Annotated in this window: 22 protein-coding genes and 1 tRNA gene; 6 read left to right on the top strand and 17 right to left on the bottom strand. The window is 45.2% G+C overall.

Features of this window, described 5'->3' with window-relative positions; all coding sequences use genetic code 11:
- The first annotated feature begins 26 nt into the window (after positions 1-26).
- On the top strand, positions 27-389 hold the full coding sequence (cpdR, locus tag BBC0122_RS05350; RefSeq protein WP_075870787.1) for a cell cycle two-component system response regulator CpdR: 363 nt from the start codon (positions 27-29) through the stop codon (positions 387-389).
- A gap of 102 nt (positions 390-491) precedes the next feature.
- Positions 492-566 (top strand) — tRNA-Val (locus tag BBC0122_RS05345).
- 1034 nt (positions 567-1600) lie between these two features.
- On the opposite strand, the gene BBC0122_RS05340 is transcribed toward BBC0122_RS05345, so the two are convergent.
- The 5 genes from BBC0122_RS05340 to BBC0122_RS05320 form a co-directional block, all read right to left on the bottom strand.
- Positions 1601-2107 (bottom strand): MerR family transcriptional regulator, encoded by a 507-nt coding sequence (locus tag BBC0122_RS05340; protein ID WP_077991968.1) that lies wholly within the window; start codon positions 2105-2107, stop codon positions 1601-1603.
- Between the two features lie 174 nt (positions 2108-2281).
- Positions 2282-2593, bottom strand: coding sequence for an integration host factor subunit alpha (locus tag BBC0122_RS05335; RefSeq protein ID WP_077991967.1), 312 nt, complete (start codon positions 2591-2593; stop codon positions 2282-2284).
- A gap of 74 nt (positions 2594-2667) precedes the next feature.
- Positions 2668-3642, bottom strand: coding sequence for a beta-ketoacyl-ACP synthase III (locus BBC0122_RS05330; RefSeq protein WP_077991965.1), 975 nt, complete (start codon positions 3640-3642; stop codon positions 2668-2670).
- A 59-nt stretch (positions 3643-3701) separates the two neighbouring features.
- Entirely contained in the window at positions 3702-4760 is a 1059-nt protein-coding gene (gene plsX, locus BBC0122_RS05325) for a phosphate acyltransferase PlsX (RefSeq protein ID WP_077991964.1), read from the bottom strand.
- A gap of 133 nt (positions 4761-4893) precedes the next feature.
- Complete coding sequence (locus tag BBC0122_RS05320; RefSeq protein WP_225868155.1) at positions 4894-5472, bottom strand: YceD family protein; 579 nt, start codon at positions 5470-5472, stop codon at positions 4894-4896.
- Positions 5473-5693: 221 nt separating this feature from the next.
- Between BBC0122_RS05320 and BBC0122_RS05315 the strand changes: the two genes are divergently transcribed.
- Positions 5694-6206 (top strand): outer membrane protein assembly factor BamE, encoded by a 513-nt coding sequence (locus tag BBC0122_RS05315; RefSeq protein WP_369805230.1) that lies wholly within the window; start codon positions 5694-5696, stop codon positions 6204-6206.
- Between the two features lie 148 nt (positions 6207-6354).
- Here BBC0122_RS05315 and nusB read toward each other — a convergent pair whose 3' ends face one another.
- The 6 genes from nusB to glyA all read right to left on the bottom strand — a co-directional run bounded on the left by nusB (position 6355) and on the right by glyA (position 11001).
- Positions 6355-6834 (bottom strand): transcription antitermination factor NusB, encoded by a 480-nt coding sequence (nusB, locus tag BBC0122_RS05310; RefSeq protein ID WP_077991960.1) that lies wholly within the window; start codon positions 6832-6834, stop codon positions 6355-6357.
- Positions 6831-7286: a 6,7-dimethyl-8-ribityllumazine synthase gene (locus BBC0122_RS05305; protein WP_077991958.1), complete on the bottom strand. Its 456-nt coding sequence runs from the start codon at positions 7284-7286 to the stop codon at positions 6831-6833. The genes nusB and BBC0122_RS05305 overlap by 4 nt, the downstream gene beginning before the upstream one ends.
- Before the next feature lie 206 nt (positions 7287-7492).
- The gene (locus tag BBC0122_RS05300) at positions 7493-8101 is read right to left on the bottom strand and encodes a riboflavin synthase (protein WP_077991954.1); all 609 of its coding nucleotides are present in this window, start codon (positions 8099-8101) and stop codon (positions 7493-7495) included.
- Entirely contained in the window at positions 8086-9198 is a 1113-nt protein-coding gene (gene ribD / locus BBC0122_RS05295) for a bifunctional diaminohydroxyphosphoribosylaminopyrimidine deaminase/5-amino-6-(5-phosphoribosylamino)uracil reductase RibD (RefSeq protein ID WP_077991951.1), read from the bottom strand. Before ribD ends, BBC0122_RS05300 begins: the two co-directional genes overlap by 16 nt.
- Positions 9188-9673, bottom strand: a complete 486-nt coding sequence (gene nrdR, locus BBC0122_RS05290) for a transcriptional regulator NrdR (protein WP_077991950.1) — start codon at positions 9671-9673, stop codon at positions 9188-9190. The genes ribD and nrdR overlap by 11 nt, the downstream gene beginning before the upstream one ends.
- 20 nt (positions 9674-9693) lie before the next feature.
- A complete protein-coding gene (glyA, locus tag BBC0122_RS05285; protein WP_077991948.1) occupies positions 9694-11001 on the bottom strand; it encodes a serine hydroxymethyltransferase in 1308 nt (435 codons plus the stop codon).
- Between the two features lie 384 nt (positions 11002-11385).
- Here glyA and argC point away from each other — a divergent pair, with 384 nt between their 5' ends.
- Positions 11386-12321, top strand: a complete 936-nt coding sequence (argC, locus tag BBC0122_RS05280) for an N-acetyl-gamma-glutamyl-phosphate reductase (RefSeq protein WP_077991946.1) — start codon at positions 11386-11388, stop codon at positions 12319-12321.
- Between the two features lie 152 nt (positions 12322-12473).
- Here the strand turns inward: argC and BBC0122_RS05275 are convergent, their stop codons facing one another.
- From BBC0122_RS05275 to pcsA, 6 genes are all read right to left on the bottom strand, one after another.
- Positions 12474-13580, bottom strand: a complete 1107-nt coding sequence (locus BBC0122_RS05275; protein WP_149866730.1) for a COX15/CtaA family protein — start codon at positions 13578-13580, stop codon at positions 12474-12476.
- 124 nt (positions 13581-13704) lie between these two features.
- Complete coding sequence (locus BBC0122_RS05270) at positions 13705-15474, bottom strand: hypothetical protein (RefSeq protein WP_077991944.1); 1770 nt, start codon at positions 15472-15474, stop codon at positions 13705-13707.
- A 124-nt stretch (positions 15475-15598) separates the two neighbouring features.
- Positions 15599-16888 carry a L,D-transpeptidase family protein gene (locus BBC0122_RS05265; protein ID WP_077991942.1) on the bottom strand — a complete coding sequence of 430 codons (1290 nt, stop codon included), beginning with the start codon at positions 16886-16888 and terminating at the stop codon, positions 15599-15601.
- Between the two features lie 180 nt (positions 16889-17068).
- Positions 17069-17485 carry a DUF6163 family protein gene (locus tag BBC0122_RS05260; RefSeq protein WP_077991941.1) on the bottom strand — a complete coding sequence of 139 codons (417 nt, stop codon included), beginning with the start codon at positions 17483-17485 and terminating at the stop codon, positions 17069-17071.
- Complete coding sequence (locus BBC0122_RS05255; protein ID WP_077991939.1) at positions 17485-18534, bottom strand: enoyl-CoA hydratase/isomerase family protein; 1050 nt, start codon at positions 18532-18534, stop codon at positions 17485-17487. The genes BBC0122_RS05260 and BBC0122_RS05255 overlap by 1 nt, the downstream gene beginning before the upstream one ends.
- Before the next feature lie 130 nt (positions 18535-18664).
- On the bottom strand, positions 18665-19432 hold the full coding sequence (pcsA, locus tag BBC0122_RS05250; protein ID WP_077994519.1) for a phosphatidylcholine synthase: 768 nt from the start codon (positions 19430-19432) through the stop codon (positions 18665-18667).
- 179 nt (positions 19433-19611) lie between these two features.
- Here pcsA and BBC0122_RS05245 point away from each other — a divergent pair, with 179 nt between their 5' ends.
- Entirely contained in the window at positions 19612-20829 is a 1218-nt protein-coding gene (locus tag BBC0122_RS05245; RefSeq protein WP_077991938.1) for a UbiH/UbiF family hydroxylase, read from the top strand.
- 140 nt (positions 20830-20969) lie between these two features.
- Positions 20970-21446, top strand: a complete 477-nt coding sequence (locus BBC0122_RS05240; protein ID WP_077991936.1) for an NUDIX hydrolase — start codon at positions 20970-20972, stop codon at positions 21444-21446.
- Positions 21447-21594 lie beyond the last annotated feature (148 nt).

Genomic DNA, 21594 nt, shown 5'->3' with positions numbered 1-21594 from the left:
CAAATAAACAACTGCTGGACACTATAATGAAACGAATTTTGCTTGCCGAAGACGATAACGATATGCGTCGATTTTTAGCAAAAGCCCTGGAACGGGCCGGTTACGAAGTTACCGATTTCGATAACGGTGCAAGCGCTTATGAACGCCTACAGGAAGAACCCTTTTCGCTGCTCCTGACCGATATTGTTATGCCGGAAATGGATGGCATCGAACTGGCGCGCCGCGCAACCGAAATAGATCCGGATTTACGGGTCATGTTCATTACCGGATTTGCAGCGGTCGCACTCAATTCCGATAGCAACACACCACGCGACGCAAAAGTACTATCAAAACCGTTTCATTTGCGAGAACTCGTCTCGGAAGTCGAAAAAATGTTGATAGCAGCCTAGGAAACAGGTTTTAAATTTCCATTTTTTCCGGATTATGAACTATTTTTTTTAAAAAGGCATTGACCTGACTGAATTGATATGGTGTATGCACCAACATCAGATGGGCGTGTAGCTCAGAGGGAGAGCACTACATTGACATTGTAGGGGTCACAGGTTCAATCCCTGTCACGCCCACCATCTGTTTTCCATTTATCCGTTTTTCCGATTGTGTTTCGGCATCAGTCCCGATTATCGGCTCTATTGCTTCCCGACTTTAAAAGCTTTTTTTGAAACCCCCTCTTCAATGACTGACGAGGCAATTCCAACAATTTTAAAATTCAGTCTCTCGACATTAGAAGGTCGCATTAAAACTGCGACTGTGTTCCCGAAATCAGTAACGATTCTTGCCGATGAAGAACGGTCGAACTTAAAGATATATCGGATTATCACGGAATAGGATTGCTGATAAATTTTCAGCTTTTTCTCAAAGCTACCACCGGTTTTTTCGCAAAATATCAGCCGGTCGGGACGATAACGAGCAAGACAACGACGAATACAAAAATTGGTGAGCGGTAACGTTTATATAAAGAATGAGCCTCAGAATGCTTGATTGCAAAAATCACCGAGTTTTCACCGCTGTGACAGGACTAAAATAATTTTCAATAGAAAGAATATCGGAACCGGTTTTGATCCGCTGATAGTTGTCAGAACAAGAAAATGACTTTTTCACCCGCTTACTTGCGGCCAAATCCAACCGGATGGCTGTTATTACGTTTTTGTCCGGTTTATTTCATAAGGTGCATATTTTAAAAACTATTAAACTCTTACCAGTAAATAAAAATAGCTTTTCAATATAAAAAACAATTTTATAAATTTACATTATATATACTTAATAACATAATATAAAATAATTTATATTATTTTTTATTATACATGTTTTATAATGGTATTTTTTAAACAATAACCTATAATTGAAATGGATAATGCCTGATTAAATTCTGCGCCTATAATGTTATTAAAATATATTGTTATTGAAACTGTTTCATGAATGACAGAACTGAATTATTCATTGCCGAGACTGTAGCGACTGTTCGGAAAAATTAATTTTAAAGAACGGTGGCGGCTGCTCGCAAAAACCGTGAATTCAGAACGAAAGCAGCCTTTTAATGCAAAAGAGGAGATTTCAATAACAGGAAACCGTTTAGCCGAAGATTTCTCGCCCCTGCCCTCATTTAACGGGCGCGGTCGAGCACTCTTTTGCATTCAATCAATTCAAACAGCGCTTCTTGCAGAAGCGTTTTGTTATCTTTGCCTTTTCCGATATTGCTGCCGCCCACTTCGGCATCCGAATCGGACTTCATGAAGCTGAATAAGCCTTTGGATTGCTGGGGCTTTGCTGGAATCGGGGTATTTTCAGCCTCTTCCTCGGCTTTCTTTTTTTGCGTAATCGCATCAATCGCCGCAATATCACCGTTACCCAACGCGACAACAAAAGCGATGCCATTGTCTTTTAACAGACGTTGCGCGCCTTTAATGGTATAGCCCTGTTCATATAAGAGTTGGCGAATGCCTTTCAGTAAATCAACATCGGCAGGACGATAATAACGACGGCCACCACCGCGCTTTAACGGTTTTATCTGTGAAAAACGTGTTTCCCAAAATCTCAAAACATGTTGGGGAAGATCCAACGCTTCAGCAACTTCGCTGATGGTACGGAAAGCATCCGGACTTTTATCCATTTTTTGCCCTTTGCCGACTGCAACTTGATGTTTGGCCTGATATTAAGTTCCGGCGCCCTCAAACGCTTTCAGCCTTTCAAGCCTATGTGAAAGTCTTGCAGCTTCATTGATAGATAATTATCACAATAGCTATCAATAACACGAACTTGGCAAAACTGAAACTGTTATGCCGATCTAGGATTTTTTTGAACGGTGGCCATCCAGAATTTTTTTCTTCAAAACATTGGATGCTTTGAATGTCATGACGCGACGCGGTGAAATCGGAACTTCTTCACCGGTTTTCGGATTACGGCCAATGCGTTCGGTTTTATTGCGAACATGAAAAGTTGCAAATGAAGATAATTTGACAGTTTCACCCTTAACGATTGCATCGCAAACTTCGTCAAGGATCATTTCAACCAACGAAGCCGACTCTGTACGTGACAGGCCAACTCTTCTGCAAACTGCATCCGCCAAATCTGCGCGCGTCACTGTAGTACCAGACATAACTATCGCCTTCTTTAAATTGAAGTACAAAAAACATATACGTTATATTTATGATCGGTCAACCCGTCTTACGGTTACCAGCGGATAAGAATTGCTCCCCATGTGAATCCGCCACCCATCGCCTCCAACATGACAAGATCACCTTTTTTAATTCTACCATCATTAACAGCGACTGCAAGTGCCAGGGGAACCGACGCAGCAGAAGTATTCCCGTGTTGGTCGACAGTGATAACAACTTTTTCGTCAGCAATGCCGAGTTTTTTAGCCGAAGCATCAATAATACGTTTGTTAGCCTGATGCGGAACAAACCAGTCAAGTTCCGATGGAGAAATGCCGGTTGCCGAAAAACAATCGTCCACAACGTCGGTAATCATTCCGACCGCATGTTTGAAGACTTCGCGCCCCTCCATTCGCAAATGACCGGTTGTTTGCGTTGTTGATGGCCCCCCGTCAACATAGAGCTTGTCAACAAATGCACCGTCAGAGCGCTGTTTACAAACAAGAATACCCCGGTCACTATTATCGCCATTTGCGCTTTCGATTGCTTCAAGGATAACGGCACCGGCGCCATCACCGAAAAGCACGCAAGTCGAACGATCATTCCAATCAAGAATACGGGAAAATGTCTCCGCACCGATAACCAATATCCGCTTTGCCATGCCGCCTTTTAAATAAAGGTCGGCAGTTGTGAGCGCGAAAATAAAACCCGAACAGACAGCCTGCACGTCAAAAGCAAAACCGTGTGACATCCCCAAGGCGTTCTGGATTTCGACAGCAGACGCAGGAAATGTGTGGTTTGGCGTAGCCGTGGCAAGGATTATACAGTCAATATCGGCAACTGTAAGCCCTGCATTATCAAGAGCGGCCTTTGCGGCGGCAGTCCCCAGAGAGACCGTTGTCTCGCCTTCACCGGCTATATAACGCTGGCGGATTCCTGTTCGTTGAACGATCCATGCGTCGGATGTCTCGACAATCCCCTCAAGCTCGCTGTTCAACATCTTCTTTTTTGGCAGCGCACTGCCTATGCCGCATATGGCAGATCGAATCATTCAGCTCTATCCTTAACCAGCGAATCAATGTTCAGTTATCAATGCGTTTGTTTATGTTTTCAATCATGTACCGTGTGGTCACCATGGTCGAGAAGTTCCGGTTTTTTATCGTGAAAATGCCTCAAATCCGCTGCAATTTTCTCCAAAAGCTTGTTGTTAACCATTTCATAGCCTACACGCAAAGCAGAAGCAAACCCATCTGCATCGGTTCCGCCATGACTTTTGATAACAACTCCGTTAAGTCCCAGTAATACACCGCCATTCACGCGGCCAGGATCCATTTTCTGTTTGAGTTTACGAAAAGCACTAATTGATAAAAGATAGCCGATCTTTGTCAACAATGAACTGGACATGGCTTCCCGCAAAATTTTTGCCATTTGCCGCGCTGTTCCTTCAGCCGCTTTTAAAGCGATATTTCCGGAAAAACCTTCTGTCACCACGACATCTACCGTTCCCTTACCAATATCGTTTCCTTCGACAAAGCCCTTATATTCCAGTCCATCAAGACCAATTTCGCGTAACATCATACCGGCTTGTTTGATTTCATCCAGACCTTTGACTTCCTCGACACCAATATTGAGTAAGCCTACCGTTGGCCGTTTGACATTATAAAGAGCGCGGAACATACCTGCCCCCATCACTGCCAGATCAACGAGCTGATCCGAGGAAGCACCGATCGTCGCACCAATATCGAGCACAATGCTTTCACCGCGCAAAGTCGGCCACACGCCCGCAATACCCGGCCGATCGGCTTCCTCCATCATTCTTAGACAAAAATAGGACATTGCCATTAACGCGCCGGTATTACCGGCCGACACACAAGCATCCGCCTCGCCTTTTTTAACAGCTTCGATTGCTGCCCACATGGATGATTTGCCACGGCCGTTACGCAAAGCCTGACTGGGTTTTTCATCCATCCGTGTGTAGGTTTCGGTTGCAATGAATGTCGAAGAAGAACCAAGCTCCGGATAACGTTTCAAAACCGGTTCTACCGCACTTGCCACACCATAAAAAATAAAACGTATTTCAGGAAAACGCTTCTGCGCAATTGCAGCACCGGCAATTGTGATCTCAGGGCCGAAATCGCCGCCCATTGCATCCACAGAAATTCTGATCACTCTCAAATGTCCTATTAGTTTCTAATTCTATATAAGGCCGCGTCACTTGGTTGCGATGGCGCATGAAACTTTAAGCCGAAAATACCGGTTTTAAGCCATTATACAACTATAAAATTTGTTTTTTCGACGACCATTACGATTTCAGTTGTTTCAAAACAGCAAAAGGGGAAGGTTCTTTTTCTTCATTTCCGGTGTCTTCAATATAGTTGCCATCAACCCCTTCCTTTCGTGGATAGGGATTTAAAGAAAGCTCGAAGAATTCCTCCAGAAAAGCACCGACATCTATGCTATCCCCATGAAATACTTCCGGCGTATCAGGCCCTTCCGCATCAATGAAGACTTCGCCCGTATGATCCAGCTCTTCATATTTCACAAGCTTGGAGTCTTCGGGAATAAAAACCGATTGAACTTCCTCTTCAACATGTTCGGGAATTGGTTCCAGTGTAACGACACAGGCCTGGACAATGTCTGCTTCAAACTTTCCCTTGATACGAACACCCCGTTTTTTCCACGGCGAAACATGGACATCCGCATGAAATGAATCGACGCTTAAAAGACCATGGTTTTCCTTGAGTTTTTGGCGTTCTTTTTCGTCTGCATCAATTTTTATTCGCACACCTTTCACCGGCAATGAACGAACATTGACCGGATAATGGATTGCAAAACTCATGAGATGGCAATCGTTTTCGTTTGTGTGGTCATTATTGTGCATAATGGGCCTCATTCCAGTGTTCAACTTTAAAACTGTGTTTGATACATGCATCTTTTTCTGCATAGGCAAGATGAGGTGTATAAAACGACGTAAAATGTTTCCTGTTTTCCATACTCATTGTTAATAAATAGAAGTCGGCAACGATGCAATCTATTGCAAACGGCTTTAAGGTGGTTTAGGCAAAAAGATTGAAGAATAGTTTTTCCCCCGCCATGCGTTAGATGGAGATGTCATTGTTTCACACGATCCGCATTAAAACCCAAGCTAAGCATGGGTTACTTATCGGTTTAATCGCTGCTACGGCAATCACATTGAGTGGCTGCAAATCCCATGATTTCCTCAAGACAAGCCAAACTTACAATGAAGGTTATGTGCTCGACGAGTCGGCACTTGCTTCTGTGCCGGTGGGTTCAAGCCGCGATCAGGTTTTGCTCGCCCTCGGTTCACCTTCAATGACTGCAATGTATGATAACGAGGTCTTCTATTACATCTCGCAAACGCGCTATCGCGGTGCACAATTCATGAAGCCCAAGATTGTTGATCGTAAAATTCTGGCTATCTATTTCAACAAGAACGGTCAGGTTGAACGGATAGCGAATTATGGCCTGCAAGACGGAAAAGTTATCGATACGATCACCCAGACAACGCCAACAGGTGGTCATGACCAGTCGTTCCTGTCGCAATTGATTAAAGGCTCGAAGGGCGTTCCCCAATTGCCACAAACGGGCAGGTAAATTTTCCTGCCCGCAAAGCCGATTTCGACAGTAAATTAAGGCTTTCAACCCGTTTACTGAAAACGAAAAACCGGCAGACAAAAATAAAAGCTCTATCTTCCGATAGAGCTTTTTTTAAATATTGAATGCAATTTCAGCTTTTGCAACTTTATTGTTCGCGCAATTCTTTTGCCATTCTATCAAGCACGGCATTGACCATCCTCGGTTCATCACCATCAAAAAATGCTTTGGCAATATCGACATATTCGCTGATTGCGACAGCAACCGGTACATCTTTACGGTTTTTTATTTCCCAGGCACCGGCCCGCAATATCGCACGTAAAGTTGAATCAATACGTGACAGCGGCCAGTCTTCAGGCAAATGTTGACGAATCATAGGATCAAGTTGGCGTTGCTCTTCCACCACACCGGCAATAATAGCACGGAACCATTGCGGGTCGGCTTCAAGATATTGTTCGCCATCGACTTCCTGTCCCAACCGATAAGTTTCATATTCCGAGGTTATTTCAAGAATACCGGTACCGGCAACATCCATCTGATAGAGAGCCTGGACAGCAGCCAAACGTGCCGCGCCGCGTTTATTTGCACGGCGCGACCCATTACGATTATTGGCATAAGTGTTACTCAACGATTTGCTCCGAATTTGTCTTTCAGTGCGATCATATGCAATGCGGCTTCGGCGGCAAAGCCACCCTTGTTTTTCTTATCCGGCAGAGCGCGAGCCCATGCCTGTTTTTCATTTTCGACTGTGATAATACCGTTGCCGATAGCCAATCGTTTGCGAACGCTCAAATCCGCAATGCCCCGACATGATTCGTTAGAAACGATTTCAAAATGGTATGTCTCACCCCTGATAACACATCCCAATGCGACATAACCGTCGTATTTTTTTTCACCCTTTTCGGCAAATGCAATCGCTGCCGGAATCTCCAAAGCTCCCGGAACAGTTACAACATCAAAATCTGCGTTAGCCTGTTCAAGTGTTTCTGTTGCACCTTTCAGCAAGGCGTCCGAAATTTCTTCATAAAACCGGGCTTCTACAATAAGGAGATGAGCCTTTTTTACGTTTTTCTTTGTCATAATCTGATCCTATAACTCAACAATCGGGTTGGCACTTTACGTCCCTCAAAGCCCATCACAACAATGAGGTTGAGCCAATATCCCTTCATTTAGAACAGTTTTTGAAAATGCGAAAGCTGCTTTTCTTAAATTGCTTCCAACGAAAAGGATATTTAAGGACTAAGGGTAAATGGATACAAATGAATATCGGACTGTATAGTAACCGGTTACCTGACAAATTCGGAAAGTCGCGCGGCGTAACGCGCTAACTGGTCTATTTCAAGATTGACGAGATCTCCCGTTTTCCGCTCGCCCCAGGTCGTTACATTCAGCGTATGACGAATAATCAATACATCGAACAAATTGTCTTTGACAGCATTGACTGTCAAAGATGTGCCATTCAGGGCAACAGAACCTTTACGGGCAATAAAACGGGCCAATTCGTCCGGTGCTTTTAGTTGAAACCTTCTGGCGTCGCCTTCTTCCGAAGTTTCAACAATTTCAGCCAGACCATCAACATGGCCGGAAACAAGATGCCCGCCCATTTCATCGCCAAGTTTCAATGAACGTTCAAGATTGACATGACTTCCAACCTTCCAGCTTGAAATGTTGGTAAGGCGCAAAGCTTCTTCCCATGCTTCAACAGTGAATGACGATTCTGGCGCATGATCTCCCGATTTATCGACCACCGTCAGGCAAATACCGGAACAGGCAATCGACGCACCAATATCGATTGTGTTTACATCATAATGGTTGCGGATTTTGATCCGCAGTCCCTCATTGAGAGGCTCTAAATCGGCTATTTCGCCTATATCCGTTACTATTCCGGTAAACATTCGCGACGACATCTCCATTCACTGTAACTATCCTCGCCAAAATTGGCCTCATTGACCTTGTTGAAGTTCACAAGGTACTTGCTGAAATCGGGGGCAGCTATTTCTTTTTTTCCCAATATAAGTTTTGAACGGAAGAGTGCAATCCTGTCAACCAGCCCATGATCGAGAAAAGAACATGCCGTTGCCCTTCCCCCTTCCAGCAAAAGGCTTGAAATACCTTTTTGATACAATGTGTTAAGAATATCTCGCGGTGCAAATTCACCATCCTTATCATCAAGTTCAAAAATATCGATTCCACTCTTTTCAAGGCCCGCCTTTTTCTTGGGATCCACATTTTTGCCTGCGATAATCCAGGTTGGTACATGCTTTGCCGTCTCGACCAAGCGGCAATTCCCATCAATCGAAAGCTTGCGATCAATCACAACGCGTATTGGCGAGCGTTCTTCCAACCCCGGCAAACGACAGGTAAGTTCGGGATTGTCGGCAAAAACAGTCTTTATTCCAACTGCGATTGCAGCATTTTCAGCGCGCATTATGTGGCTTATGGAATGCGATATTCCATTGCTGATCTGAACATTTCGCTCGCCTTCCACACCGATACCGTTATCTGCCGAAATAGCCATTTTCAAAGTGACTTCGGGACGGGCCAATTGTCTTGTTACAAGATATGCACTCAGTCCTTCATAGGCCTGATTTGCCAATATGCCGGTTTCAACAACAATCCCTGCATCTTCCAACATTCTTATCCCGCGTCCGGAAACTCTTTTATCAGGGTCGCGAATGGATATGACGACACGTTTTATTCCTGCATTTATCAATGCATTCGCACATGGTGGCGTTTTCCCGTAATGTGAACAAGGCTCAAGCGTTACATAAGCTGTGCCGCCACGGGCATTTTCACCGGCCATTTTTAGCGCTTGTGTTTCCGCATGTGGTCGGCCACCGGTTTCCGTTACTCCATGGCCGACAATCGTCGTGCCATCAGTCCCGACGATAATAGCACCCACAGAAGGATTTTCAGCCGTTTCGCCAAGATGCCGACGCGCCAGACGAATGGCAGCCGCCATAAAACGATAATCGTCAGCTCTATCTGCCATTTTTAATGTTGTCTTTATCTCCGTCACGATCCGACAGCTCATCAATTACATCGTGAAAATCACTGGCATTGCGAAAATTGCGATAGACCGAAGCAAAACGGATATAGGCAATGTCATCAATGCCCTTCAAAGCTTCCATGACAAGGTGGCCGATCTGTTCGGTCGATATTTCTGGTTCTCCGGAACTTTCAAGCTGGCGAACTATACCGGATATTGCCCGTTCAACCCGTTCGGGATCAACATTCCTCTTGCGCAACGCAACTTCGACAGACCGCATCAACTTGTCTCGATCAAAGGGGACGTGTCGTCCACTTTTCTTTGTCACCATCAATTCGCGCAATTGCACACGCTCGAATGTGGTAAACCGCCCGCCGCATACAGGACATATGCGACGGCGGCGGATAACCGAGCCATCTTCGGCCGGACGCGAGTCCTTTACCTGGGTATCTTCCGATTGACAGTAAGGACACCGCATTTTTTACTCCGTTCAAATCATTAACCAAGATAAGGATATAGCGGAAAACGTTCAGTCAATGCATGAACTTTTTCGCGTACATGCGCTTCAACAGCAGCATTGCCTTCGTCCGAATTTGCAGCTTTGAGGCCATCCAGAACTTCGGAAATCAGCTCGCCTATCTCATCAAACTCTTTTTCACCGAAACCGCGTGTTGTTCCAGCCGGTGTACCAAGTCTTACACCCGATGTAACGAACGGTTTTTCGGGATCAAAGGGAATGCCGTTCTTATTGCAGGTGATATGCGCCCTGCTCAAAGCACTTTCCGCACGCTTACCTGTAGCGTTTTTCGGCCGCAAATCAACCAGCATCAAATGGTTATCAGTGCCACCCGATACAATATCAAGGCCATTTTTAATCAAGCGAGCCGACAATGTTTTCGCATTGGCAACAACATTTTTCGCATAAGTTTTGAAAGAGGGGCGCAATGCTTCACCGAATGCAACAGCCTTCGCAGCAATAACATGCATGAGCGGCCCGCCTTGAATACCGGGGAACACAGCCGAGTTGATCTTTTTTGCGATTGCCTCATCATTGGTCAAAATCATGCCACCACGCGGTCCACGCAAGGATTTATGTGTTGTCGAGGTTACAACATGGGCAAAAGGTACCGGTGAAGGATGAACACCGCCTGCAACCAAGCCCGCAATATGTGCCATATCGACCATCAGATAAGCGCCGACTTCATCGGCAATTTCACGGAAGCGCTTCCAATCCCAAAAGCGGGAATAGGCCGTGCCGCCAGCAAGTATAAGCTTGGGCTTATTTTCGCGGGCAATACGGGCGACTTCGTCCATGTCTATTTTCTGGTCGTCGCGTCTCACACCATAGGAAACCACGTTAAACCATTTGCCTGACATGTTGACCGGTGAACCGTGGGTCAAATGCCCGCCGGAATTGAGATCAAGACCCATAAATGTATCGCCCGGTTTCAGAAGCGCGAAAAAGACCGCCTGATTCATCTGGCTACCGGAGTTCGGCTGCACATTTGCAAAGGCTGCGCCAAACAGTTTTTTGGCCCGTTCTATTGCAAGATTTTCAACCACATCAACATATTGGCAGCCGCCATAATAACGTTTGCCAGGATAACCTTCGGCATATTTATTGGTAAGAACCGAACCTTGTGCTTCAAGTACAGCACGCGATACGATGTTTTCCGATGCAATCAACTCGATTTCATCGCGCTGACGGGAAAGCTCGCCGCGAATGGCATCATAGATCTCGGAATCAGTTGTTTGAAGATCGTCATTAAAAAAGCGCTTTTGCGCCACATCCACTTGGTCGCTCATGGGAAATATTCCTAACAATGAAAAATAGCCGCTCAATAATTATCACAGCGTTACAATATGTTATACGCTTTCACAGCCAATAGCCAATATTTAGCAAAAATTCTTCACAAAAATGGCCGGTTTTTACCAATTTTATTTGGCAATCATCTTTTTGCAGTTTTCACACCCCTGTTAGCAGTCCTGTTGATATAAACGCACAAATATTGAAAAACGCGCAAATATTGAAAAAAGAATTGTTTTTTTATTCCCTGAAGCAGGTATATTGGCTTTCTCCATAATGGCAATGTTCATAGGTTATATGTTCTTCCAAATTTCCAAAATCCGGTTTACTTCAATCCGGTCAATCATTTGGAACATATCGCCAAGACGCTCAGGTACAAAACAATGCGGACAAAAGTTTTTATTGATGGTGAACATGGTACAACCGGCTTACAAATCAGGAAGCGGTTGGCATCACGCGATGATCTCGAAATTCTTTCCATCCCTTTGGAAGACCGGCACAATGATGCTGCACGTTTCGAGCGTTTGAACGAAGCCGATATTGCCATTTTATGTCTTCCCGACGATGCGGCGATTGCAACAGTCAATGCCGTTACTGAAAACCACAAATTACGCATTATTGACAGTTCGACCGCTCACCGTATTTCGCCACAGTGGGTCTATGGTTTTGCCGAACTTACCGAAGGGCAAGCAGAGCGGATTGGTTCCGCACGATTCGTCGCCAATCCCGGTTGTTATCCAACCGGAGCGCTCAGTATCATCCGGCCATTGCGCGAAGCAAATATTATAGACGAGAATTTTCCGGTCTCCATCAATGCCGTGTCGGGATATACCGGCGGCGGGAAAAAAATGATAAGCCAGATGGAAAATCAGAACGGCGATGACAGGATTACTGCCAATTATTTCCTTTACGGACTCAATCTCCGACACAAGCATGTGCCGGAAATTCGGGTTCATGGGAAACTGGCAAAAACACCGCTTTTTGTGCCCAGTGTCGGACGGTTTCCTCAAGGTATGATTGTGAATATACCTCTTCACAACTCTCTTTTGAAAAAACACGTCACCGGCAATGACCTAAGAACAATTTTCAATGACCATTATCGTCATAGCAAACTTATCAGCGTCGCCACAGAAGAAGAAAATAACCGTTTGGTACGCCTTGATGCCGAGCTGCTTGCTAACACCGACAAGCTGAAAATATTTGTATTTGGCGATGATGCTGCCGGAATTTACAATATTTCGGCGGTACTTGATAATTTGGGTAAAGGTGCTTCCGGTGCTGCTGTGCAGAATCTTGATCTGATGATCGGAAAATCCTGACGCCGTAACATCACTAAGGTCAAAAAATTAAAATGTAAAAATAAAGGTCGGCTATTTCTTTAGCCGGCCTTTTATTTAAGAATTCACTCTTCGGCTTTCCAGCGGACTAGAAAAACAGCGTTTCTGGTCAGTTCCAATAGCCATGGTTCCGGTTATGCGCTTAACTCTCTGGCTTTATTTACGCTTGTTTCCGCCGGATAGGCACCTTTGGTCGCACGCCAATGGGCAACAGCGAATACAAGAACCAGTAACGCTACGCCCTGATGGATCAATCCCCAACTGATCGGAGCTTCCAGCAACAAGGTGATGATGCCGAAAACAGCCTGCACAATGATTGCTACAAGCAGCAGCATTGCACGCCTTGCATGTGTTGTTCCCGAAGCGAGCTTTTCAACTTTCAAAGCATGGACAAGCGCTGCCAACAACAGAAGATAGGCAAAACAACGGTGAACAAATTGCACAGTCAGTCTGTTCTCGAAAAAGTTCCGCCACGTCGGTTGATCGGCAAGCAAGCCTTCCGGCACCAACTGCCCATCCATCAAAGGCCAGGTATTATAGACCTTGCCGGCATGCAATCCTGCGACAAGCGCACCAAGGTAAATTTGTACAAGCACCATCAACACCAGCCAACCGGCAAATTTCTGTATGCTGCGATTGGCAGGCTTGTCGCTATAGTCGGCAAGTCCGCGTGAAACATATGTGACAAAAATCACCACAATACAAGCCGTGACAAGATGGATTGCGAGACGATATTGACTGACGCTCGTCAAATCACTGGCACCGAGACCGGAAGCAACCATCCACCAGCCAATTGCACCCTGAACGGCAATAATCACCGGAACGGCTATCAATTGCGGAAGAAAGGTTTTCTCTATCCGCTTCGTTGCCCAGAACCAGATAAGACCGAATAAAGCAATAACGCCGACAAGACGTGCCAACAGGCGATGCGCCCATTCCCACCAGAATATTCCCTTGAATTGAGAAAGTGTCATTCCGTGATTGACGACTTTATATTGGGCTATCTGTTGATATTTCTCGAATTCGTCCTGCCATTCGGCTTCACCAATTGGCGGGATGACACCGTGAACCGGCTTCCATTCGGTGATCGACAATCCCGATCCGGTCAAACGCGTGGCACCGCCAACAATGACTATTGCCAAACATAGAATTAAAACCGCATAAAGCCAAAGCTGTATCATCTTGCGATTGCGTGCCTGTCTGGCATTAGGCACGGTTTCATCAATTGCGGTCATAGTCATCATCAGACGCTTTCACTTGATAATATGCGCCGGAATTATCCGGTTCTTTTTCCTATTGGTGCAGCAATGTTCTCAAGAAAACAAGGGTATAATCCGCGACAAGCCGTCGCGTCCGGCGAGTTTATCAACTGTCGATCAGCGTGAACAGCGGTTGATCCGAATATTTTGAAAACAAATTGCGCCAGCTATCCTGATCGTTCAAATCATGACAGGAAATAATAAGGCAATTGCTTTGTTTGAATATCTCTTCGACACCGAATTCGGACACCTCTGACATTGCAATCAGAATAACCGCATATTGTTCTTTCAGTGCGTCAATGAGTGTCGGTATATCGCTTGCAAAATCTTTCGCTCTAAGAAGACTTGCAATCCCCCTCGGCAAAATATCGACGCCGGTGTCATAATCGCTATAAATAACTTCGGAAATCTTCGCATCTCCCGTAAGCACATCGGTAAAACCGCGGTGCGGACCAATCAAATTCCCGATTTCATTGGTTGAAATATCAACGAGCAGAACAGATTTTTCCACGCTCCTTAACTTCATTGACAAACGTGCCGAGGCTTGGGCCGCGTCTTTCCCGACAACCGTAACAATCCTCAAATTGAACTTCCGGATCTCGTCAACCAATCCGGCAAAGTCCAGTTTTAATTGTTCAGGTGCTTTTACCGGCGCGTTGGAAATATCTGCATTGTTTTCCGGAGTTTGCGATTTTTCCTGTCCGGAGACGTGTTTTCTTTCTCTCTTCCAACACTTTGCTAAAAAAAGGCTAGCGACAAGAAGAACTAAAAAAATGACAAGTGTAAAGATTGAAAGTGGCCACCCAAAACGGGATAAGAGAGAGCGTTTTTCAACGCTTATCGGACTGACTTCAATATTTTGGTTGTCCGCTAAGCCTCTATCATCTGTTTTTTTATCATAATCCGCCCATATAGACTTCAACTTTTCTTCCAGTTGATCGAAGGCTTGTTTACCCGATTGATTATTTATGTCACCGGCTTTAATCAGCTCGTCACGCAAACCGTTCTCGACCTTCACACAGAGATCGGCTTCGGTATAAAGGCGTTCAATAGCGAGATTTATATGGCGATCGAGTTCCTGCTTTAACGCATTTTGTTCGCTCATCATCGCTTTGATTTGCGGATGCGTGCTGCCCAGCTGCGTTTCCATATGGGCTATTTCTGTTGCCAATTTATTCAAATTGGCCCTTGTATTTTGAACAGCCGGATCTCTTGCAATAAAGTCGAGATCGAGCGGCGATTTTCCGGTCTCAAGCAAGTTTCCCAGAGCTTCGATGGAAGCCATATAAGCAATGCGATTATTGACTGCGGAAATCAGCGCGCCATAAAGTTCTGCGTTACCAGCTTTATAATCGTCCGTTTTCCAATTGTTTTTGAAATTTTCGAGAGCAGACTCAAGATGTTTGTTGCGCTCCTTGCGTATTTTGGAAAGCTCGTTCGCGTCCCCGCGCTGATCGCTGTCTAAAAATTCTTTTGTCAAAATGTTCAACACATTTTGCAACATCAAGCGGGCACGTGTTCCACTTTTATCAGAAAAAACCAATTCGATATGATAGGGATATTCTTTGACAGAAAGCGAGTGATAGAAAGCTGTTAGATCATTTCCAACGGCAGCATCCTTTAAAAAACGAGCCATTTTTTGATAAACAGTGTCGGATGGCAAAACTGGCGGCACATTATCTTTTATGCCATCGGATGTCATGAAACCGGCTTTTTGCCGGATTGAAAATTCGGCTTTTGCATCATAGATTTCCGGCTTTGACAGGCAGTAAAGAAGAGCAATAACAAAACAAACGACTGTAGCCAACAAAACCATGACAATGTTTTGTGGCGTAAATTGCTTGAAGTAATTATCCGATCCGGCTTTTCTGGTCATTCCCGTTCAACTGGTACAAAGGCTGTTATGCTCCAGATAGACCAGAAGGAGTAACTATCCCCTTAAAAAAACAAAATAAAACCGCCTTGAAGGCGGTTTTTGATGTTTTTATTATCAATTTTGCTCAACCGGCTGTATCAAGAGCCAATTGTGACGAGCCATCAAGGTGATAGATGTCGTCACGGAACTGGACCACGCCTTCGCCTGTCGACCATGCCGAAATATAGACAAAATGAAGCGGAATAGGATCCGGAATGTTAATCGGCGTATTCTGGCGGGAAGAAATCACAGCCTCCATACGTTCTCTGTCCCAACCCGGCGTATTTTTCAAAATCCAGACATTGAGATCGCGAATGTTCTGGATGCGGATACAACCTGACGAATCAAAGCGCATCAGACTGTTAAACAGCGTCTGGATTGGCGTGTCATGCATGTAAACCGAATAAGGATTGGCAAAATTGATTTTCGTCGAAGACATCGCATTGATTTTGCCGGGATCCTGCCTGAACATCATGCCGACAGCTTCATCGCTATGCCAGTCAATGCTTTCGGGCGACACCTCTTCACCACGACTGTTGAAGACGTGGATGTTGTTGTCGGAAAGATAGGATGGGTTTTTCTGCATTAACGGAATAATATCTTTCCGGATAATGGACTTTGGTACAGTCCAGAACGGATTAAGAATAACCTGACTGATTTTTGAGTCCAACAATGGTGTTTGCCGGTCAATCTTGCCGACGACAGCCGTATGACGTTGAACGACAACGCCATTTTCAACCGCTTCGATTTGAGCGGCGGGTATATTGACCATAACAAAACGTTGTTCTTTCGATGTCATCTCGACTTTCGGCTTCAAACGCTCGACATTGATGTGAAGCTGGTTCAGCCGTGTCTGGGCATCAACATTCAACGATTTATATGTTGATTCACCGGTCACACCATCTGCCGGTAAACCATGACGGGCTTGGAAGCGTTTAACGGCAGCATCGACATAAGTATCGAAAGATTGAGACATCCCGATGCCGCTTTGAAGATCACCGGAAGCAGCAAGGCGCTGACGCAGTGCAATAACTGCAGGATGTGTTACACCAATTCGCAATTTCCCCTGTTCTGTCGGCACTCTTTGCCAACCACCGCGGCTCACGATCTCTTCATATTGCGCTATTGCCCTTTGTGTGTATTCAACAGTTGCAGAACTCAACACCGGCTGGTTTGAAGCAACTCTTGCTCCGGCGGAAGGGGCAGCGTCAAACTGGTCGTCCCAACGTGCGCGTCCGGATTGGGCAAACAACATATTGTTCGCCTGAGCAATTGTCGGTGCACAGGACAAAGCCGTTAAAGTGACCAGAGATTTCAGAAAAAGTCTTCGCCCGATAAGAGAGTTTTTGGCAGATGTCATATTTTTATGTGTCATTCCCGATTTTTCCAAGCACACCATTGCCGATAAATATCGACACCCATGCTAAAAAATATTTAATGGAAGTATTGTTGCGTTTTCTTTGCTTGATACATTTTTGTGTCTTTATCATGTCTAACGAAAAGTACACCTTGAACATTCCGATGATATAGACAGCTTCCCGTTAAAAATAGGTAACTAGAGTAACTTTTTGTTAGTTTTGAGGTGGAGCAAAACTTGCATCATAATAAATAGCAACAGAATCAGGAAATGGAATACCGCAAGAGAGGGAAAGAAAACAAAGTTCGCGCTATAGAGAGTAAATGCCAATGATTCCGTCAGTGCGGCAAAAAACCATAAAATAATTCCCCAGAGCGACCCCATCCATAGTCCGAGTGCCGCAATCGGGTAAATCACCGACAAAACAACGGTCAAAACTTGCCAAAGCCACGGCATCCGGTCGATACGCCACAATTCACCGGGAAATACGCCAACAAGTCGGATCCAATAAAAAATTGCAAATAAAAGAGCAATAACAGCAATACAGCGAAGAAAAATTGAATAAGCCGATAATACCAGATTTGGTTTAACCACTTGACGCAACTGGTTATCCATCAAATCTCCAATTCTTTCTCGACCGGCTGAAAATAGGAATCGACAATTTCATCACTTACTCCGGCTAAACTATCCGGTTGCCAATGCGGATCATTGTCCTTGTCAATCAATACTGCACGCACACCTTCATAAAAATCATGGTTGTCCATCATATGATGGGCAATTCTGTTTTCAACTTTCAAGCAATCATTAAGTCCCAGCGGCTTACATTGCGTCATCGACCGCCAAATGACAGCCAGACTGGTCGGCGAGCGTTTCAAGAGAGTTTCAAGCGTTGTTTTTGCAAACTCGTTCCCCTCGCCTGCTTTCTGTTTCAATATGTTGATACATTCTTCAAGTGTCTCTGTGCCGAAACATTCACCGATTAACGATCTTGTTTCGGCGCCTGTTTCAAAATTGACCTCGACAGAATATTTTTCCAGAGCCGGACGTGGATTGCCTTGTTCGATAATACTGGCTCGCAAATCTTCCAGATTTTCTTGCGATACAGCATGGGTAGCCAACCCTGTTTGCAAACAGTCGCCCCATTTGCATCTGGCACCTGTCAGCGCCAAATACATACCGAAATTTCCTCCCAAGCGTGAAAGAAAATCACCGGCGCCGACATCCGGGAAAAAACCGATAGCACTTTCCGGCATAGCGAAAAGTGTGTTTTCGGTAACAATGCGATGAGAACCGTGAACCGAAATACCTGCGCCACCCCCCATACAAATCCCGTCAAGTATCGCAATATACGGCTTCGGAAAACGTCCGATATAACCGTCAAGCTTATATTCGGAAGAAAAATAATTGTATGCCGGACGCCCTGCCTTGCCTTCTTTATAGGCCGAGACAACATCGCCACCGGAACAGAATGCTCGCCCCTCTCCCTCGACCATCACGCACAATACGTCATCATCGGTTTCCCAACTGCGCAACGCTTTTTCAAGGGCAAGCACCATGTTTAAACTTAATGCATTCAACGATTCGGGGCGTGTGAGCCGAATGATTCCGGCGCGACCTTCTTTCAAAAACGTGACCTCGTTCCCGCCACCAAAATCAAGTTGCATCGCCCAAAACTCCTTAGGAAAACTGAAAGGCTTTCGCTATTTAAATCATTATGCACATCAAAATCAATCGACCTTGGCAGTTCCGAACGCACGCAAACGACAAAAATTAATTTTTGGTAAATTTTGGCGCTTAAGCTCTACGCGCCCCCAAGCCTGGAAACAATTGCATGACCGCACCGATAAGATAAATATACAAACCGGAAATTGTCATGCCGATTTTCACCCATTCGGGAGCATCAAGCCGATAACAAATGCCGATAATACCAAGCGCACACCAGATTAGAAAAATAGTAAGGTTAAGCGGGCGCAGACGAACCACTCTGACGGGATGCAGAAAATAGATCGGGAGAAATGAAATAATCGCCGATATGACCACGATACTGAACGCTGCCCATTCGCCGGGTTTGACAATAAACAAGGTGAAAATCAACATGTTCCAGACAACCGGAAAACCTTTAAAAAAGTTCTCCTTGGTTTTCATGCCCGTGTCGGCGTAATAAATCGCGGAAGAGACGACTATGATTGCGCCTGAAAGAAACGACAATCCTTCGCCCATAAAACCGCTTTGATAAAGTGCAAATGCAGGAATGAGGACGTAAGTAACATAGTCGATAATATTGTCGAGCAGCTCGCCCGACCATGTCGGAAGAACATATTTGACTTGCAGTTTTCTGGCGATGGGTCCGTCAATGCCGTCTACCAACAGCGCAAGGCCTAGCCAACCGAACATCGCTGTCCATTCTTTCTCGGAAGCGGCAACCAATGACAGGAAAGCCAGAAACGATCCCGATGCAGTAAGAAGATGAACAGAAAATGCCCGTGCTTGTGGCATTGTTACTTTTTTATGACGTAACTTCTCAGCACCACTCTTTATTTTGCCGGCAAGTTTGTTTTTCAAAGCAGTATAGTCCCTCTTGTCAAATGTGATTATCACATTCCTGCATGAATTTTTATGCTCTTTGTATCACCGATCACAAAAATTGAAACAATTGATTGTAATTACTGGATTGATCCACATATTGTGTTAACACTGATAAGTGATTGTTCCCGAACATAATCCAGCAGAAAGGCTTGGCAATGGCAGCTCCGGCAGATAAAAACAAGAAGGCAATAGCAATCATCGGCGCGGGGCCGGCGGGCATGATTTCTGCGCTTGCAGCAGCGCAAAAAGGTTTTCGATCGTTTTTGATCGGCCCTGATACAAATGCCAATGATTTACGTACCACTGCCTTGATGATGCCGGCTATCAAAATTCTCGATTCTCTTAATATCTGGAAAAATTTGCAAGATGAAGCGGCAGCACTTTCAACCATGCGAATCGTTGACGGGACAAAAAGGCTCATCCGCAGTCCGGTCGTGAGCTTCCGTTCATCGGAAATCGGCGAAATCGCATTCGGTTACAACATGCCGAATGTGGCCTTGAATAGCGCAATCAATAAGGCCGTTCTTGACTGTGAACTCGTCGAAAGATTGGAACTTTCCGCAAAATCGGTTGTGCATTCTAACGACCACATAACGATCACTCTTGACGACGATACCACATTGGACGTTGGTCTTGTCGTTGCGGCCGACGGAAGAAATTCAAAAGCACGTATTGCTGCCGGAATTGATTGTCGCCAGTGGAACTATCCTCAAACTGCGGTTATTCTGAGCTTTTCGCATGAATTTCCACACAATAATATATCGACCGAATTTCATACGGAAGATGGGCCGTTTACACAAGTTCCGTTGCCAGGCAACAAATCGAGTCTGGTTTGGGTTCTCAATCCCGAACGCGCCAATAAAATTCTTGGTCTTGGGCCGGAAGGACTTGCCCGTGCAATCGAAGAGCGTATGCAGGCAATGCTTGGAAAAGTGACCGTGATAACGCCGGCTCAAGCGTGGCCATTATCCGGTATTGTGCCGAAATCCTTTGCGACAAAACGAACAATTCTTGTTGGCGAGGCAGCCCATGTATTTCCGCCAATCGGTGCGCAAGGGCTCAATCTCGGCGTTCGCGATGCCATCAATATGGTCAAAGCCATAGAGAGCGACGTGAGCGATCCGGGGAGTGATCGGGTTATGGAAAACTACAATAAATATCGAAAAACCGATATTTGGGTTCGTACCGGTTCTGTCCACGCTCTCAATAAAGCACTTCTTTCCGATATGTTGCCTGCACAACTGGTCAGAAGTCTCGGCCTCGAATTGTTGAGAAATTTTGCGCCGCTCAGAAATATTTTTATGCGTGAGGGAATGTATCCGGGAAATGGTATTCGCGCGATCGTCAAGACTTTTTGCCCGTCTCCCAAATAGATTTTGTAATAAAATATCAAAAGTTTTTGTGTTAAACTTAACGAGGTACTATGAGTGACAGAAAATAAAGAACTTTCTCTGTCACAATACGAAAATTATTTTGATTACTTTCAAAATGCTCATTGCGAAAAAGGTTTCACATGGTTCAATCTGCCGGTATCAATGGTGATCTGGTTGCTGCCGATAAGAAGATAGTGGTCGACGGCAACAATTTTTTGCAAGTTGGTGCACTGGTTTATCGCCTGCAAAAAGGGGCTGTCGAATTTCTGCTCATTACTAGTAGAGGTACCGGCCGCTGGATTATACCGAAGGGCTGGCCCATGCCGGGTCGCACTTTGTCTCAGGCAGCCCTTCAGGAAGCATATGAAGAAGCGGGCGTGCGCGGCATTGTGGAAATCGCATCAATAGGATCCTATCAATACACCAAGAATGACATGCCGGGAGGCGAAAACGGGAATTTTAGTGTCGACGTATTTGCCGTTCTTTATTCCCATCAAGAAAAAAAATGGCCGGAACGGGGGCAGCGTATTTTTGAATGGGTTACTCCCGAAGAAGCAGCAAAGCGGGTTGTGGAACCACAACTGAAAAAACTGTTATTGGATTACCGGCCTCGTTGATAACACCGTCCGCCTATTCTTGAACGGGTTACGCCCGAAGAAGCAGCAAAGCGGGTTGTGGAAAAACAACTCAAAAAAACTGTTATTGGATTACCGCCCCCGTTGATAACACCGTCTGCGTATTCTTGAACGGGTTACTCCCGAAGAA

The sequence above is a fragment of the Ditibartonella choladocola genome (genome assembly GCF_002007565.1).
GTDB lineage: Bacteria > Pseudomonadota > Alphaproteobacteria > Rhizobiales > Rhizobiaceae > Bartonella > Bartonella choladocola.
The sequence above is the reverse complement of the archived record's forward strand: the minus strand, read 5'-3'. Positions and strand labels throughout refer to the sequence as shown.

Excerpts from the sequence above, each read along its gene's own strand:
- BBC0122_RS05255 (WP_077991939.1), bottom strand. The coding sequence starts at position 18,534 with ATGCAACTTGATTTTGGTGGCGGGAACGAGGTCACGTTTTTGAAAGAA.
- BBC0122_RS05320 (WP_225868155.1), bottom strand. The coding sequence starts at position 5,472 with ATGCACAATAATGACCACACAAACGAAAACGATTGCCATCTCATGAGT.
- glyA (WP_077991948.1), bottom strand. The coding sequence starts at position 11,001 with ATGAGCGACCAAGTGGATGTGGCGCAAAAGCGCTTTTTTAATGACGAT.
- BBC0122_RS05335 (WP_077991967.1), bottom strand. The coding sequence starts at position 2,593 with ATGTCTGGTACTACAGTGACGCGCGCAGATTTGGCGGATGCAGTTTGC.
- BBC0122_RS05270 (WP_077991944.1), bottom strand. The coding sequence starts at position 15,474 with ATGACCAGAAAAGCCGGATCGGATAATTACTTCAAGCAATTTACGCCA.
- cpdR (WP_075870787.1), top strand. The coding sequence starts at position 27 with ATGAAACGAATTTTGCTTGCCGAAGACGATAACGATATGCGTCGATTT.
- nrdR (WP_077991950.1), bottom strand. The coding sequence starts at position 9,673 with ATGCGGTGTCCTTACTGTCAATCGGAAGATACCCAGGTAAAGGACTCG.
- BBC0122_RS05300 (WP_077991954.1), bottom strand. The coding sequence starts at position 8,101 with ATGTTTACCGGAATAGTAACGGATATAGGCGAAATAGCCGATTTAGAG.
- BBC0122_RS05315 (WP_369805230.1), top strand. The coding sequence starts at position 5,694 with ATGGAGATGTCATTGTTTCACACGATCCGCATTAAAACCCAAGCTAAG.
- BBC0122_RS05240 (WP_077991936.1), top strand. The coding sequence starts at position 20,970 with ATGGTTCAATCTGCCGGTATCAATGGTGATCTGGTTGCTGCCGATAAG.
- BBC0122_RS05340 (WP_077991968.1), bottom strand. The coding sequence starts at position 2,107 with ATGGATAAAAGTCCGGATGCTTTCCGTACCATCAGCGAAGTTGCTGAA.
- ribD (WP_077991951.1), bottom strand. The coding sequence starts at position 9,198 with ATGGCAGATAGAGCTGACGATTATCGTTTTATGGCGGCTGCCATTCGT.
- BBC0122_RS05275 (WP_149866730.1), bottom strand. The coding sequence starts at position 13,580 with ATGACTATGACCGCAATTGATGAAACCGTGCCTAATGCCAGACAGGCA.
- argC (WP_077991946.1), top strand. The coding sequence starts at position 11,386 with ATGCGGACAAAAGTTTTTATTGATGGTGAACATGGTACAACCGGCTTA.
- BBC0122_RS05330 (WP_077991965.1), bottom strand. The coding sequence starts at position 3,642 with ATGATTCGATCTGCCATATGCGGCATAGGCAGTGCGCTGCCAAAAAAG.
- BBC0122_RS05260 (WP_077991941.1), bottom strand. The coding sequence starts at position 17,485 with ATGGATAACCAGTTGCGTCAAGTGGTTAAACCAAATCTGGTATTATCG.
- BBC0122_RS05245 (WP_077991938.1), top strand. The coding sequence starts at position 19,612 with ATGGCAGCTCCGGCAGATAAAAACAAGAAGGCAATAGCAATCATCGGC.
- BBC0122_RS05305 (WP_077991958.1), bottom strand. The coding sequence starts at position 7,286 with ATGACAAAGAAAAACGTAAAAAAGGCTCATCTCCTTATTGTAGAAGCC.
- BBC0122_RS05265 (WP_077991942.1), bottom strand. The coding sequence starts at position 16,888 with ATGACACATAAAAATATGACATCTGCCAAAAACTCTCTTATCGGGCGA.